Here is a 15,334-nt window from a genome sequence, read left to right as displayed (position 1 = left end):
ACCCCGTCGCCGCGCCCCACAGCGGTGGAGCGATCCATATCTCACGCGAGTGCGATCACGAGTTCTTGCCGGGCGGGACGAGCAGGACCGGGCGGTGGCAATGCTTGAGGACGGCGTCCGCGACGCTGCTGTGCAGCAGCGCGCGGATGCCGGTGGCGCCACGGGTGCCTGCCACGATGATGTCGACGTCCAGTTCGTCGGCGCAGTTGACGATGGCGTTCCAGACGGTGGTGGCGCATTCGGCGGTGCGCGCCTCGGCGTTGAGACCCACCAGTTCGGCCAGCCGCACGCCCTCGGCGTTGATGGCGCGCGCGTCGACGTAGGCGATGTCCTCGATCTCGTCGTCCGGCACCCATTCCGGTTGCATCACTCCCGACAGCCCGGACAGGCGAGCCGCTTGCCGCACCATGGGCTCCCAGGCGGTGAGCACGATGGCCCGGTCGGCGGTGAGGAATCGCCCGGCGTATTCGACAGCGCGCTTGGCGTTCTCGGAGCCGTCGTAGGCGATGAGCATCAGATCGCAGGGCACGATGACCTCCTGGAAAGGACGCACGGCGACACCTCGAGATTACCCCTGGAGGCCCGCGTCAAGCGCTTGTTTTCGGGGGTCTACCTGCGGGTTCGCGGCCGCACCCGAGTTGCCTGCTCGGTAGGGACGTAGCGACTGCGGTCGCGCACGTCGCGGCGAGTACGGTTGACCTCTATGCGGAAGACGCCTCTGCTCGTCCTCGCCGTACTCGCCGCGGTCGCGACCGCCTGCTCGAACGGTGGCTCCACCGAGTCGGCCCCATCGAGCACAACCACCACCACGGACGCGACCACCGCCGCGGTCCCCGTCACCAGCTCGGCGCCGCCGGACTGCAACGCGGGATACCTCGCGCAGTTCACCACCCGCCAGAAGCTCGCCCAGTTGCTGACGGTCGGCGTCACCGGTGCGGCCGACGCCACGAACGTGGTGCGCAACGAGCAGATCGGCGGCATCTTCGTGGGCGGCTGGACCGACCAGGCGCTGCTCGCCTCCGGCCAGATCGAGCAGGTGAAGCAGGCTGCCAAGGTGCCGCTGATAGTGACCATCGATGAGGAGGGCGGCCGGGTCTCGCGGGTGCGCGACCTGATCGGCGCGGCGCCCTCGGCGCGGCAGACGGCGCAGACCATGAGCCCCGATGAGTTTTACAGTGCGACGCTGACCAGGGGTCGCGCGCTGAAGAATCTCGGTGTCACGGTGGATTTCGCTCCCGACGTCGACGTCAGTTCCCAGCCGGACGACTCCGTCATCGGCGACCGCTCCTTCTCCGACGACCCGGACGTGGTCACCCGCTACGCGGACGCCTACATCCGCGCCATGCGCGAGGTCGGCGTCGGCACGGTGATGAAGCACTTCCCCGGTCACGGATCCGGTTCGGGCGACTCGCACACCGGCGCGGTGCGCACTCCGCCGCTGGACCAGATGCAGAACACGGACCTGGTGCCGTTCCGCAACCTGATCGGCTCGGGCGCGGCCGTCATGGTCGGTCATCTCGACGTGCCCGGATTGACCACACCCAACGTCCCGGCCAGCATCAGCCCGGAAGCGATGCGTTTGCTGCGCGAGGGCACCGGCTACGGAGCCGCGCCGTTCCAGGGACCGATCTTCACCGACGATCTCGGTGGCATGGCCGCGATCACCAGCCGGATGTCGATCGAGGACGCCGTCGAGGCCGCATTGGTCGCCGGCGCGGACAGCGCCTTGTGGATCACCACCGACGCGGTGCCCCAGGTGCTCGACCGGCTGGAGCAGGCGGTTTCGAGTGGGCGACTGCCGATGGCCCAGGTGGATGCTTCGGTGTTGCGGTTGGCCGCGTACAAAGGTGCGTTGCCGCGCTGCTGAGGCGCGCCGCACGGTCGGGTCGGGCGACTGGTGAGCAAATCGGACCGCCGGAACTTACCTTGGAGTAATATATGAGATTCACCTGTGGTAGGAGTGTGGATGGCGGGCGGTACGAAGCGGCTTCCGCGGGCGGTACGCGAGCAGCAGATGCTCGACGCCGCCGTGGAGGTCTTCTCGCGTAAAGGCTTCCACGACACGTCGATGGACGCGATCGCCGCCGAGGCGAAGATCTCGAAGCCGATGCTGTATCTGTACTACGGCTCCAAGGACGAACTGTTCCGCGCCTGCATCCAGCGCGAGGGGCTGCGGTTCATCGAATCCGTCGCGCCCGCGGGCAACCCGCTGCTCACGCCGCACGAGCAGGTGCGCACCGCGCTGGAGGGCTTCCTCGGCTTCGTCGACCGCAACCGGCGCTCCTGGCAGGTGCTCTACCGGCAGGCCATCGGCCAGCAGGCGTTCGCCTCGGAGATCGAGAACGCGCGCGAACGCGTCATCGAGCTGACCGCAAAACTGCTGGAGTCCAGCGCCAAGCACGCCGAGCCGGGGACGAACTTCGACGTCGTCGCGGTCGCCGTGATCGGCGCGGGCGAGGCCATCGCCGACCGGCTGGCCAGCGGCCGGATCGAGGTCGCCGAGGCCGTCGACCTGCTCGACGATCTGGCCTGGCGCGGTCTCGCCGGCCGGAAGAAAACCGAGTAGCCCGCCCATCGCCCGGATCGGTTGCTTCCGCGCCGCCCCCCTGCCAAAGTGCGTGAGTTCGCACAGCGCGGACCGGCTCGTCCGAAGAGCCGGGGAGAAACGGGGCGGAATTGTTCGGGTTGCTCAGGCCGTGTGCGCACGGCGCTCAGAAGTATGGAATCGATGCGGCCGAATGGCGGGCGCATCTGTGCGGTTTGTGTCTCGGCTTGCGCGACGGGCACGGTCAGCTCGCCCGCGCCACCACCAACAAGGACGCGCTGGTGCTGAGCATGCTCACCGAGGCCCAGTCCGGACCGGCGGCACGCACCACCGCGGCGCCGTGCCCGCTGCGCGGAATGCGCCGCGCGTCGGTGGTCGCCGCGGGCGCGCCCGGCGTCCAGCTCGCCACCACCGCGTCGTTGTTGTTGGCGGCGGCCAAGATTCGCGATCACGTGGACGACGGTGAGGTGGTCGCGCTCGCGCGCGGGCCGCTGGCGAAAGCCGCGACGCGATGGCACCGCGAGGCTCGCGCGGGCGCGGACCGGATCGGTCTGGACGTCGAACCGCTCGTCGCGGCGCTCGCCGCGCAGGTGCGTTTGGAGCAGGAGGCGAAGGAGCTGGTCGCCGTGGGCGGGGCTGGTTTCGCGCCGGAATCCCTTGCCCATTCCTCGCATTGGCGTTCCGCGATGTCGCCGTCGGCCGACCCGATCGACCGGTTGACCGCACCCACTCAGCTGTGCGCGTCGGAGTTCTTCGCCCACACGGCTGTCTTGGCCGACCGCACGGACAACGTCGACGCGCTGCGGGAGGCGGGATGGCAGTTCGGCCGGATCGCGCATCTAGCCGACGCCGTAACCGACTATGACGATGACGCCGCCCACGACCGCTTCAACCCTCTCGCGGCTACTGGAACCAGCCTGCCCGAGGCCTACGACCTGATGCGGCAGTCGAATTCGCGCCTGCGCGCGGCCGTCGCGGCGGCCGAACTCAGCCGGGTTCCCACCGTACGCTGGATGCTGCTCGACCCGCTGACCGCGGTGCTGCGGCGGCTCGGCGGCGGGCTCGGCGCGTTCGCCGCCCACACTTGCTCGGTATCGCCCGAAGGGGCCGACATCCGCGCCCACGCGCACGGAACCCGCCACCGCCCGCCGACCCGCCGCCCTGGCATCGGTGAATCTCTCGCGCTCATCCTGGGCGCTTACTGCACCGGCTACGCGTGCTGCGCCGACCACACGCAACCGTGTACGGGCGAACGCAAGGACGCGTGGATCAAGAACTGCGACTGCGGAGATTGCGGAGATTGCGGCGGGTGTGATTGCAGTTGTTGCGATTGCGGGGATTGCAATTGCTGCGACTGCGGTTGCGACTGCTGATCCGTGCTGGAGCGGCGAGCCGGCCGCTCACCGTGCGAAAGGCACGGCCGACCTCGCTGAAAAGCGCGAAGCCGCATCCTGATTCGTGGGAATCGGGATGCGGCTTCGCGGAACGTTCAGCGCAGGGTCGCCGTCAGGTGCGGGTACCCCTTCTTCGGGTGGAGCAGCGCCAGATCCCAACCGCCTTCGACCTGATCGGCATACAGGTTGACGGCGGAGGGCAGCAGGATCGGCTTGCCGAACTTGACCGAGTACGTGGTCTGCTCCGGAATGCGTCCCTCGACCGCCCCGAGAATCGTCGCCGCCGACCACATGCCGTGGGCGATCGATCGCGAGAAGCCGAACGCCTTGGCGCCCAATGCCGAAGTGTGGATCGGATTGTGGTCACCGGACGCGGCCGCGTACCGGGTGATCGTCTTCTGATCCACCCGCAGCGTGCGCAGCGGCGGCGGCGGAACCTCCTCCGGTTTGGGCTCCGGTTTCGGCCCGCCCGACAGCGAGGTGCGCTGCTGGTGCAGGAACGTGGTGACCTGGTGCCACACCTGCTCCCGGCCCACCTTCACATCGCTGATCGCGTCCACGAGCAGGCCCTTCGGGTGCTCGCGCAGGTTCTCGATGTGGGTGCGGATGTCCAGCGGCTCGCTCACCGAGATCTCGCGGGTGCGCTCGATGACGTTCTGCGCGTGCACCGCGCCCACCGCCACGAACGGGAAGTCCCGCGCCACCACCAGTTGCATCGCCAGCGGGAAGGTGAGGATGAACGGGTAGGTCAGCGGCAGCGCGTCGCCGAACCGCAGCCCGGTCGCGCGGCAGTAGGCGGCCAGATGATCCGGGTCCACCCGCAGCCCGTCGAGCCGGACGGCCCGGTCCGGCAGCGTCGGCTTGCGCGCCGACAGCAGCGGCACCGCGCCGAGCGCCGCCTTGACGAACAGGCGGTTGTTCTTCGGCGGTTCGGTGAGGGCGATCACCTGGGTCTTCTCCTTGCCTGCCGGAGCCTGGGCCATCATGCTCCGATCAGGCTCTGTCCGCAGACCCGCACGACGTTGCCGGTCACCGCGCTCGACGCCGGGCTCGCGAAGTAGGCGATGGTCTCGGCGACGTCGACGGTCTGGCCGCCCTGCAGCAGCGAACTCATCAGCCGGCCCGCTTCCCTGGTGGCCAGCGGGATGGCGGCGGTCATCGCGGTCTCGATGAAACCCGGCGCGACGGCGTTGATGGTGATGTTCTTCTCCGCCAGCTTCGGCGCCTCCGCGTTCACCATGCCGATGACGCCCGCCTTGGACGCGCCGTAGTTGGTCTGCCCGCGGTTACCCGCGATGCCCGCGATCGAGGACACGTCGATCACGCGACCGCCCTCCTTCAGCGCGCCCTTGGCCACCAGCCCCTCGGTGATCCGGTGCGGAGCGGCCAGGTTGACGTTGATGACCGCGTTCCAGCGGCCCTCGTCCATGTTCGCCAGCAGCTTGTCCCGGGTGATGCCCGCGTTGTGCACGACGATATCGATGCCGCCGAAACGTTCGGTGGCGAACTCGGCCAGCTTCTCTGCCGCGTCGGGCGCGGTGACGTCGAGCGCGAGCGCGGTGCCGCCCACCTTGTTCGCGGTCTGCGACAGCGCCTCGCCCGCCGCCGGGATGTCGGCCACGATCACCTGGGCCCCGTCGCGGGCGAACACCTCGGCGATGGTGGCGCCGATGCCACGCGCGGCGCCGGTCACCACCGCGACCTTGCCGTCCAGCGGGCGGTCCCAGTCGGCGGGCGCGCTCGCGTCGTCCTTGCCGACCCGGATGACCTGGCCGTCGACGAACGCCGACTTGGCCGAGAGCAGGAAGCGCAGGGTCGACTCCAGGCCGGTCGCCGCCGCGGACGCCTCCGGGTGCAAATAGACCAGCTGGGCGGTCGAGCCGCGCAGCAGTTCCTTGGCCACCGAGCGGGTGAAGCCCTCCAGTGCGCGCTGCGCGATCTGCTCGTCGATGCCGGAAGCCAGCTCGGGAGTGGTGCCGATGACCACGATGCGTCCGGAGGAGGTGAGGCTGCGCAGGGCGGGCTGGAAGAACTCGAACAGTTGCGAGAGGTCCTCGATGGTGCCGACGCCGGTGGCGTCGAATACCAGGGCGCCGTACTTGGTGCCCTGGCTCAGCGCGTCGGCGAAGGTGTAGTCCGACAGCAGGGCGCGCACCGGCTCGGCGACGCGGCCCTTGCCGCCGATCAGCACCGGCCCGGACAGCGGCGGCTCGCCCTTGACGTAGCGGCGCAGCTTCTCCGGCTTCGGAAGGCCGAGCTTGCCGGCCAGGAACGCGCCAGGCGCGGAGTGTACGAACGATCCATAGAGGTTGGGAGCACCCTTGCTCTTGCTGGCTGCCACTATTCCTACCTTTTCTGAGTTCTGGCTCTCGGGTCTGGGGTATCGCCCCGGCGTGGTCTGCTGGCGCACTTTTGCGGGGGTATGTGTCGACATTAAACTTACTCCAGAGTAAGTTTAATGTAAACAACCGCGACGGGGCGCCGAGCAGCGCGGAGATGTCCGTGCTCCACCGGGCCGCCGGGACACCCATCCACGAGACCTTGGAGACTCGAGTGACTAGCAAAGCCCGTTCGGCGAAGAGTGCCGCCAAGACCGGTAGGACCACCCGCCCGGTCGCGATCGTCGGTGGCAACCGGATTCCGTTCGCTCGCTCCGACAAGGCGTACGCGCACGCCTCCAATCAGGACATGTTCACCGCCGCGCTGGACGGGCTGGTCAGCCGTTTCGGCCTGCAGGGCGAGCGGCTCGGCATGGTCGTCGGCGGCGCCGTGCTCAAGCGGGTCGGCGAGCACGGCCTGATCCGGGAGAGCGTGCTCGGCAGCAAGCTCAGCCCCTACACCCCGGCGCACGACCTGCAGCTGGCCTGCGGCACCGGCCTGCAGGCGATCGTCACCGTCGGCGACGCGATCGCCGCGGGCCGGATCGAAGCAGGCGTCGGCGGCGGTACCGATACCACCTCCGACGCCCCGATCGGCGTCAGCGAGGGCATGCGCGAGTGGATGCTCGACGCCAACCGCGCCAAGACCAACAAAGACCGCCTCAAGCTGGTCGGCCAGCTGCGCCCGAGCATGCTCGGCATCGAGATCCCGCGCAACGCCGAGCCGCGCACCGGGCTGTCCATGGGCGAGCACGCCGCCATCACCGCCAAGGAATTCGGCATCCCGCGCGAGGCGCAGGACGAGCTGGCCTATCTGTCGCACAAGAACATGGCGGCCGCCTACGACCGCGGTTTCTTCGACGACCTGATCACGCCGTTCCTCGGCCTGACCCGCGACGACAACCTGCGGCCGAATTCCTCGATCGAGAAGCTGGCGACGCTGAAGCCGGTCTTCGGCGTCAAAGCCGGTGACGCGACCATGACCGCGGGCAACTCCACCCCGCTCACCGACGGCGCCTCCGCGGTGCTGCTGTCCAGCGAGGAGTGGGCCGCCGAGCGCAAGCTGCCCGTACTGGCGCACCTGGTGGACAGCGAGGTCGCCGCGGTCGACTACATCCACGGCCCCGACGGCCTGCTGATGGCCCCGACCTACGCGGTGCCGCGCCTGCTCGCCCGCAACGGTTTGACCCTGCAGGACTTCGACTACTACGAGATCCACGAGGCGTTCGCCTCGGTGGTGCTGGCCACCCTGACCGCGTGGGAGTCCGACGCCTACTGCAAGGAGCGCCTCGGCCTCGACGGCGCGCTGGGCTCGATCGATCGCAGCAAGCTGAACGTCAACGGATCGTCGCTGGCCGCGGGTCACCCGTTCGCCGCGACCGGCGGCCGTATCGTCGCCGCCACCGCGAAGCAGCTGGCCGAGAAGGGCTCCGGCCGCGCGCTGATCTCCATCTGCGCCGCGGGTGGCCAGGGCGTCGTGGCGATCCTCGAGCGCTGACCGATCGCACACCGCGAGGTGGTCCGACCGGAATTCCGGTCGGACCACCTGCGCCCTACTCGCCGGGCAGCTCGAGGTGCCCGCCGAACGCTTTGCGCATCGCCGAGAGCACTTTGTCCGCGTACACCGCTTCGCCCCGCGAGGAGAATCGCGCGAACAAAGCCGAAGCCAGCACTGGGACGGGCACGCCGGTGTCGATGGCGGCATCGACCGTCCAGCGACCCTCGCCGGAATCGGATACCCGGCCGCTGTAGGAATCCAGGCTCGGGTCCGCGTGCAGCGCGGCCGCGGTGAGGTCCAGCAGCCAGGACGCGACCACCGACCCCCGCCGCCACACCTCGGTGATCTCGGGGATGTCCAGGTCGTACCGGTAGTACTCGGGATGTTCCAGGGGCGTCTCCTCCGCGGAGAACTCGCCCGTGTGCTCGGCGCCGTAGTTGGCCCGGCGCAGGACGTTCAGCCCTTCGGCGTAGGCGGCCATCGCCCCGTACTCGATGCCGTTGTGCACCATTTTCACGAAGTGGCCCGCCCCTACCGGTCCGCAGTGCAGATAACCCAGCTCGGCCGTGGACGGCTCGCCGCCGCGTCCCGGCGTCCGCTCCGCCGCCCCGAGGCCCGGCGCGATGGATTTCAGCAGTGGGTCCAGGTGCTTCACCGGCTCGGATTCGCCGCCGATCATCAGGCAGAAGCCGCGAGTCCGCCCGAAAACCCCGCCCGAAGTGCCGATGTCCACGTAGTGGATGCCCTTGGGCCGCAAGCGCTCGGCGCGCACGAGGTCCTCGTGGTAGCGGCTGTTGCCGCCGTCGATGACGATGTCGCCCGGTTCGAGCAGCTCGGCGACCTGCTCGATCACCGCACCGGTGGCCCCGGCGGGGATCATCACCCACACCACGCGCGGCGTCTCCAGCATGCCGACGAACTCGGTGAGGTCGGTGCTGCCCCGGAAGCCGTCCCCGAGCTCGGCGCGCAGTTCGTCGATGTGCGCGGAGCGACGTTCGTATCCGACGGCGGTGTGTCCGTCCTCGACGATGCGGCGCACGATGTTGGCGCCCATCCGGCCGAGGCCGATCATTCCCAGCTGCATGCCATCCATCTCCCTCGTGTAGCCAAGTCTTGCGGCGGGGTCCTCTCGATTCTTCCGCGTGGGATCGATCACGGTTCGGTTCGCGGGTGTAACGCCGCCCGCTACAGCCCGATAAACAGATCGGCACCGCGCAGTTGCCTGACCCCCGACCCGGCAACTGCGCGGGCCTCTTTGTGTGGTGTACCCGGTTCTTCGCGCGGAATGTGCGCTATGCCCGAGCTGTGGCGAGCACTGTCGGTGTGGACCACTATCGTTGGCAGGGACGCGCAGCGGTGCGGGTCCACAATTCAATCGAACGGGGAGGACGGTTCGTGACGAGCCAGCCGAGCACCGGAGGACGCGGCCCACAGGCTGGTGGCGAAGTCGGATGGCGCCAGCTTCTCGGGGCGGAGCGGCCCCAGGCGGCGGACCGGTCGGTCGCTTGGACCGGCGACGAACAGCTCACCCAGCCTCTGCAAACTACCCGGAGGCGGCCCCCGCCACCCGCACCCCGCCGTGCGCCCGCGCGTCGCCCGATCTCGCCCCCGCCGCCGAAACGCCTGGACAGCGCCGTCGTGCGCCGGGTGGGTATAGCGGTGGGCGCGGTGCTGGCGGTCGCCGGTCTCGGCTACGTGGTGGACTGGGTGATGTCCTCGGGCGAGGTCGCGCGTGGCACCGTCGTCGCCGGTGTCGACATCGGCGGCATGGACAAAGCCGCGGCCGATGCGAAGCTGCGCGCCGAACTGGATCCCAGGGCGGGCCGCGAACTGCCGCTGCGCATCGGCGACGTGCAGACCCGCATCGTGCCGAGCGCCGCCGGACTGGCCGTCGACTGGGATGCCACCTGGTCGCGGATCGGCTCCCAGCCGCTCAACCCGTTCACCCGGCTCGCCTCCTTCTTCACCACCCGCGAAGTGTCGATCGTCAGTGCGATCGACGAACCGGCCCTGGATCGCCAACTCACCGAACTGCGGGTGCACGACCGGCCGTCGGTCGAGGGCACCATCACCTTCCGCAACGCCGAACCCGTCGCGGTGGCTCCGGTTCCGGGCCGGGTGCTCGATGTCGCCGCCGCGCGTACGGAATTGGCCGAGCAGTGGGTCGCCGGCGCCACAGTGGACCTTCCCGTCGTCCCCGCGCCGCTGCAGGTGCGTCCGGAGGCCGTGGACAAGGCCCTGCGCGAGATCGCCCAGCCCGCGGTGCGCTCGCCGATCGCGTTCGCGGGCAAGGGCGCCTCGGGCAGGCTCGATCCGGAGCAGATCGCGTCCGTGCTGGCCTTCGCGCCGGACGGGCAAGGCGGTCTCGCCGCGTCGGTGAATCAGGACGCCGCGACCGGTCTACTCGGGCCGCAACTGGCCACCACGGAGGTCGAACCGAAAGACGCGACGTTCGCGGTGGCGGGTGGCAAGGCGTCCGTCGTCCCCGCCGTGATCGGCGACAAGATCAACTGGCCCAAGACCTTCGAACAGCTCACCGCGTTGCTGACCGCGCCGGGCGAGCGGACCGCGCAGGTGGTCTACGAACGGGTCGAACCGAAGCTGACCACCGAGGCCGCACAGGGGCTCGGCGTGGTCGAACCCGTCGGATCGTTCACTACCGGCGGTTTCAGCGGCCCCTCCGGGGTCAACATCCGCACCGTGGCCAAGAAGGTCGACGGCGCGATCGTGAAGCCGGGAGACACGTTCTCGCTCAACGACTTCACCGGTCCGCGCGGCACGGCGGAGGGATACGTCGAGTCCGGCATCATCGACCACGGTCGTCCCAGCACCGCCGTCGGCGGCGGCATCAGCCAGTTCGCCACCACGCTCTACAACGCGGCGTATTTCGCGGGTCTCGAGGACGCGGGTCACACCGAGCACAGCTACTACATCTCCCGCTACCCCGCCGCCCGCGAGGCCACCGTCTTCGACGGCGTGATCGACCTGAAATTCCGCAACAACACTCAGACCGGCATCTACATCGAAACCTCGGCGACCGCCACCGAGATCACCGTGCGACTGTGGGGCACGAAGACGGTCGACGTCGAGTCCATCACCGGCGAGAAGACCAAACCGACCGAACCCAACACGGTCACCTTGCCCAAGGGCAAGGACTGCATCGCCTCCGAAGGTGGCCCCGGCTTCACCATCTCCGACACCCGCGTCATCACCGACCACAAAACCGGCCGCGAAGTGTCTCGAAAGACCCGCACGGTGAAGTACGACCCGATTCCGATCGTCAAGTGCGAGTGAGGGAATAGCCCCGAGCACGCGGTTCCCGAATCCGCCCCGCCACGCACCGGAGGGGCGGATTCGTCATCTTCACAACGGAGTTCGCATCAGCAACACGTTGTACTGGGTGTGCTGGGTGACCACGAAGTAGAGATCGCGGCCGGTTTGATACGGATAGATCATCGGCGCGTACGCGGTGGGAAGCGCGCGGGCGTCGATGAGGACGCGCGGTTCGCTCCACGGCCCTTCCGGAGCCGGTGCGGTGCGCAGGACGACGCTGTTGGCCGGATCGGTGGTCAACATGACGTACTGGCCCAGATAGTCGTTCCACATCACCGAGAGTTCCGCGACGCCGCCGACGATCGGAGCCGCCGTCTTGGCGTCGGTGGGCTTCCACTCTCTGCCGTCCCAGTATTCGTAGGCATCGATATTCGCGATATCGGATTCCTTGGCGCGAGAGACGAATCCGGGATTGTTGCGCCCTGCTGGGGTGCCGTAGCGGTAGACGTAGCCATTCGCCTTCAAGAAGGCGTTCTGCTGGAAGTTCTCGTGGCCGTCGACGTTCGCGCGACGCGTGTGGGTGAGCTGGGCCCACGTGGTGCCGCCGTCACCGGAGGCGGCCAGGGTCGAGAAGTTGGTGTTCCACTTCCCGTGGTCACCCCATTCGCGCACCGACATCAAGCTCATGTACTGCACGCCGCCCACCGAGATGCCCGCGGTGGGAATCAGGCTGATCTCGATGCCGGGAATCTTGGGGCTGGGTATGGGATTCGGCACCACGTCGTCGAAGATGATGCCGTCGGCCGGATCGTGCCTGGAGCTGCGGAACAGCACATTGCTGGTCCAAGCCCAGATGCTGCCCGCGAGGAGATTCGGGATCCCGATGCCCGCGCTGTCGCCGAAGGCGGTGATCATGCGGCCGTTGCCGTCGTCCCACATGATGCCGAGATCCGTGCCGAGCACGTTGACGTTCTGGGTCCGATTCGGGCTGTCCATGCCGGTCACCTGGAACACCGCTCTGGCAGGCCCGGGCAGGTCCGGCAGGCCGTGAATGCCGTTGATCGCCGGAATCGGAATGACGTTGTTCGGGTCGGCTCCGGCGGGCGTGGCGGCGACCAGCGCCAAGACCGCGGCTAGCGCGCCGGCCCCGGTGAGTGCGGACAGCGATCGAGTCATCCGGCAATTCCCTTCCTCTGGGACGCAGTCTGCTCGGTCATTCTGCCCGTTCACCGCCGCGATGTCGCCTACCTCGGTGGGTGGACTCAGCGCGTTCGGCCGATCGTCACCAGCCGGTAAAGCCACCACGGGCGCTCGGGTAGTTCTGGGCTGTATACCCGCATGCTCATCGATCGGACCCGTCTCGAGGCTGGATCGCGCACCTGCAATCGGCGCCGGGGGAGGTCGGCGGGACGCACTTCGGTGGTCCACATGCGATCCCAATCAGGGGAGCGGCGGCAACGTTCGGCGATCTCCTCGACGCGCTCGCGCGGCGCGAGCGGAGACAGGATACGGAAGGCGTCGACGAGCAGGTGTGCTTCCACGGCCCAGTCCACCATCACCCGGCGGGCCGCCGCGTCGAGGAACATCCACTCCAGCACGTTTCCTCGGGGGAGGGCACCTGGAAAGGCGCGTTCGTAGGCGGAATTGGCTGCCACCAGGTCCTGCGTCGGCATCCGCTGGTAGCAGGCCGGGTCGGGGAGGCTGTGCAGGTCGGCCTGGTCGTCAGGAGTGGGCACGTCGGGGCCGGGTCCGTAGGCGGCCGTGAAGAAATTCGGCAGGGACAGCACGACGATGTGTTTGCGGTACCAGATCGGCACCTCCAGCGCGTCGAACAACTGTTGCAGCAGTGGCTGATTCGGCGCCACCGCGCCTGTCTCGATCTGGTCGAGCACCGCTTCGGTGAGCTCGGCCCGCTCGGCGAGATGGGCGGGCGTCAGCCCCGCGGCGAGGCGTCGTTCGCGCAGATAGGCGCCGATGCCAGTTGCGTTGCGCGTCACCTCGGGCACCTCTGCCGACAATTCTCGTGCCGAACTGTGGGAAGCGGGAGGCTCTTGTCGCTCCCCGGGAGCACGCAATCTACCGGAGAGAATCGGCGTCGAGCGGTGATCGAACGTCACGAATCGACAAATGTAGACGACAACGGCCCGGAGAGGATCTCCGGGCCGTTGTGCCTTGCGGTGGAACGAAGGTCAGAACGCGGCTTCGTCCAGCTCCATGATGTCGTTGTCCAGGTTGGACAGCACCGCGCGGGTGGCGGTCAGCTCCGGCAGGACGTTGCGGGCGAAGAACTGCGCGACCGCGATCTTGCCGTTGTAGAACGCCGCGTCGGCGCCGGTCGCGCCGTTGTCGAGGGCCGCGATGGCGACCTCGGCCTGACGCAGCAGCTGCCAGCCGATGAGCAGGTCACCGACCGAGAGCAGGAAGCGCACCGAACCGAGGCCGACCTTGTACAGCTCGCTCGGCTGCTCCTGGGCGCCCATCAGGTGGCCGGTGAGCGTGGCGGCCATGGCCTGCACGTCCTCCAGCGCGGTGGCCAGCAGCTTGCGCTCGCCCTTCAGGCGGCCGTTGCCCGCCTCGGCGTCGATGAACTTCTGCACCTGACCGGCCACGTGGGCCAGCGCGACGCCGCGGTCACGGGCGATCTTGCGGAAGAAGAAGTCCTGCGCCTGGATCGCGGTGGTGCCCTCGTAGAGCGAGTCGATCTTCGCGTCGCGGATGTACTGCTCGATCGGGTAGTCCTGCAGGAAGCCCGAACCGCCCAGGGTCTGCAGCGACTCGGTCAAGTACTGGTAGGCCCGCTCCGAGCCGACGCCCTTGACGATCGGAAGCAGCAGGTCGTTGACCCGCGCGGCCAGGTCGGCGTCCGCACCGGAAACATGCTGGGCGACATCGGCGTTCTGGTGAGCGGCGGTGTACAGGTACACCGCGCGCAGGCCCTCGGCGTACGCCTTCTGGGTGGCCAGCGAGCGACGGACATCCGGGTGGTGGGTGATGGTCACGCGCGGCGCGGCCTTGTCGGTCATCTTGGTCAGGTCGGCGCCCTGGACCCGCTCCTTGGCGTAGTCCCGCGCGTTCAGGTAACCGGTCGACAGGGTCGCGATGGCCTTGGTGCCCACCATCATGCGAGCGTGCTCGATGACGTCGAACATCTGCGCGATGCCGTTGTGCACCTCGCCGACCAGCCAGCCCTTGGCCGGGATGCCGTGACCGCCGAAGGTGACCTCACAGGTGGCCGAGACCTTCAGGCCCATCTTGTGCTCGACGTTGGTGACGAACACACCGTTGCGCTCGCCCAGCTCACCGGTCTCGTGGTCGAAGTGGAACTTCGGTACGAAGAACAGCGACAGGCCCTTGGTGCCCGGTCCCGCGCCCTCGGGGCGGGCCAGCACCAGGTGCATGATGTTCGGGAACAGGTCGTCGGAGTCGGCGGAGGTGATGAACCGCTTCACGCCCTCGATGTGCCAGGTGCCGTCTTCCTGCTTGATCGCCTTGGTGCGACCGGCGCCGACATCGGAACCGGCGTCGGGCTCGGTCAGCACCATCGTGGCGCCCCAACCCTGCTCGGCGGCGATCTCCGCCCACTTCTTCTGCTCGTCGGTGGCGTTGTTGTAGAAGATGTTCGCGAAGCCGGGGCCCGCGGCGTACATGAAGGCGGCGGGCTGCGCGCCCAGGATCAGTTCGGCGATGGCCCAGTACGCGGCGCGCGGGATCGGCAGGCCGCCGAGCTCCTCGGCGATGCCGAGCTTGTCCCAGCCGCCGTCCTGCAGGGTGCGGTAGCTCTTCTTGAACGACTCCGGCAGCGTGACCGTGTGGTTCTCGGGGTCGAAGACCGGGGGGTTACGGTCGGCGTCGGCGAATGACTCACCGAGCGGACCCTCGGCCAGGCGGCGCACCTCGTTGAGCATCTCCTTCACCGTGTCGGTGTCGAGATCGCCGTAGGCGCCGCTGTCCAGGATCGACCCGAGGCCGAGAACCTCGAAGAGGTTGAACTCCAGGTCGCGGACGTTGCTCTTGTAGTGACCCATTGTCAGTACTCACTCTCCGTTGAGTTGGTGCGGTCGGTATGGTTGCCGTTCCCGCCCGTTGTTCGCTCCACCGGGTAGTCGTGCCGGTTTTCCGCATGCTACTCGCGGGTAACTTATGAGACATATTACCGGCCGGTAATGATTGCGCAAAGAGCTGAGCAGGCAATGTGACGCGTTTTACAGTGTTTGATTTGCCGCGCCTTCGCGCGGCGTGTTCGCGG

At 68.3% G+C, this 15,334-nt stretch carries 12 protein-coding genes; 5 read left to right on the top strand and 7 right to left on the bottom strand.

What is annotated here, in order from left to right:
- Positions 1–55: 55 nt before the first annotated feature.
- Positions 56–529 carry a universal stress protein gene (locus ABZ824_RS10265; protein WP_356963479.1) on the bottom strand — a complete coding sequence of 158 codons (474 nt, stop codon included), beginning with the start codon at positions 527–529 and terminating at the stop codon, positions 56–58.
- A gap of 174 nt (positions 530–703) precedes the next feature.
- Here ABZ824_RS10265 and ABZ824_RS10260 point away from each other — a divergent pair, with 174 nt between their 5' ends.
- From ABZ824_RS10260 to ABZ824_RS10250, 3 genes are all read left to right on the top strand, one after another.
- Positions 704–1,867, top strand: coding sequence for a glycoside hydrolase family 3 N-terminal domain-containing protein (locus tag ABZ824_RS10260; RefSeq protein WP_355071361.1), 1,164 nt, complete (start codon positions 704–706; stop codon positions 1,865–1,867).
- Positions 1,868–1,966: 99 nt separating this feature from the next.
- On the top strand, positions 1,967–2,566 hold the full coding sequence (locus ABZ824_RS10255) for a TetR/AcrR family transcriptional regulator (RefSeq protein ID WP_040870930.1): 600 nt from the start codon (positions 1,967–1,969) through the stop codon (positions 2,564–2,566).
- Positions 2,567–2,676: 110 nt separating this feature from the next.
- Entirely contained in the window at positions 2,677–3,918 is a 1,242-nt protein-coding gene (locus ABZ824_RS10250) for a DUF5685 family protein (RefSeq protein WP_356962961.1), read from the top strand.
- Positions 3,919–4,034: 116 nt separating this feature from the next.
- On the opposite strand, the gene ABZ824_RS10245 is transcribed toward ABZ824_RS10250, so the two are convergent.
- Together ABZ824_RS10245 and ABZ824_RS10240 are read right to left on the bottom strand one after the other, a co-directional pair.
- Positions 4,035–4,925, bottom strand: coding sequence for a MaoC/PaaZ C-terminal domain-containing protein (locus ABZ824_RS10245; RefSeq protein ID WP_355071364.1), 891 nt, complete (start codon positions 4,923–4,925; stop codon positions 4,035–4,037).
- Complete coding sequence (locus ABZ824_RS10240; protein WP_355071365.1) at positions 4,922–6,280, bottom strand: 3-oxoacyl-ACP reductase; 1,359 nt, start codon at positions 6,278–6,280, stop codon at positions 4,922–4,924. Before ABZ824_RS10240 ends, ABZ824_RS10245 begins: the two co-directional genes overlap by 4 nt.
- A 212-nt stretch (positions 6,281–6,492) precedes the next feature.
- Here ABZ824_RS10240 and ABZ824_RS10235 point away from each other — a divergent pair, with 212 nt between their 5' ends.
- A complete protein-coding gene (locus ABZ824_RS10235) occupies positions 6,493–7,815 on the top strand; it encodes an acetyl-CoA C-acetyltransferase (protein WP_355071367.1) in 1,323 nt (440 codons plus the stop codon).
- Positions 7,816–7,870: 55 nt separating this feature from the next.
- On the opposite strand, the gene gnd is transcribed toward ABZ824_RS10235, so the two are convergent.
- On the bottom strand, positions 7,871–8,899 hold the full coding sequence (gene gnd, locus ABZ824_RS10230) for a phosphogluconate dehydrogenase (NAD(+)-dependent, decarboxylating) (RefSeq protein WP_356962959.1): 1,029 nt from the start codon (positions 8,897–8,899) through the stop codon (positions 7,871–7,873).
- Between the two features lie 311 nt (positions 8,900–9,210).
- Here gnd and ABZ824_RS10225 point away from each other — a divergent pair, with 311 nt between their 5' ends.
- Positions 9,211–11,109: a VanW family protein gene (locus ABZ824_RS10225; protein WP_356962958.1), complete on the top strand. Its 1,899-nt coding sequence runs from the start codon at positions 9,211–9,213 to the stop codon at positions 11,107–11,109.
- Between the two features lie 69 nt (positions 11,110–11,178).
- Here the strand turns inward: ABZ824_RS10225 and ABZ824_RS10220 are convergent, their stop codons facing one another.
- The 3 genes from ABZ824_RS10220 to ABZ824_RS10210 form a co-directional block, all read right to left on the bottom strand.
- Positions 11,179–12,264: a DUF4185 domain-containing protein gene (locus ABZ824_RS10220; RefSeq protein ID WP_356962956.1), complete on the bottom strand. Its 1,086-nt coding sequence runs from the start codon at positions 12,262–12,264 to the stop codon at positions 11,179–11,181.
- An 86-nt stretch (positions 12,265–12,350) separates the two neighbouring features.
- Positions 12,351–13,085, bottom strand: a complete 735-nt coding sequence (locus ABZ824_RS10215) for a helix-turn-helix domain-containing protein (RefSeq protein WP_356962954.1) — start codon at positions 13,083–13,085, stop codon at positions 12,351–12,353.
- Positions 13,086–13,277: 192 nt separating this feature from the next.
- The gene (locus ABZ824_RS10210) at positions 13,278–15,113 is read right to left on the bottom strand and encodes an acyl-CoA dehydrogenase (RefSeq protein ID WP_355071375.1); all 1,836 of its coding nucleotides are present in this window, start codon (positions 15,111–15,113) and stop codon (positions 13,278–13,280) included.
- Positions 15,114–15,334 lie beyond the last annotated feature (221 nt).

This window comes from Nocardia sp. NPDC047038, assembly GCF_040644075.1.
GTDB lineage: Bacteria > Actinomycetota > Actinomycetes > Mycobacteriales > Mycobacteriaceae > Nocardia > Nocardia sichangensis.
Note: the sequence above shows the minus strand (reverse complement) of the source record. Positions and strands in the feature narration are given on the sequence as shown.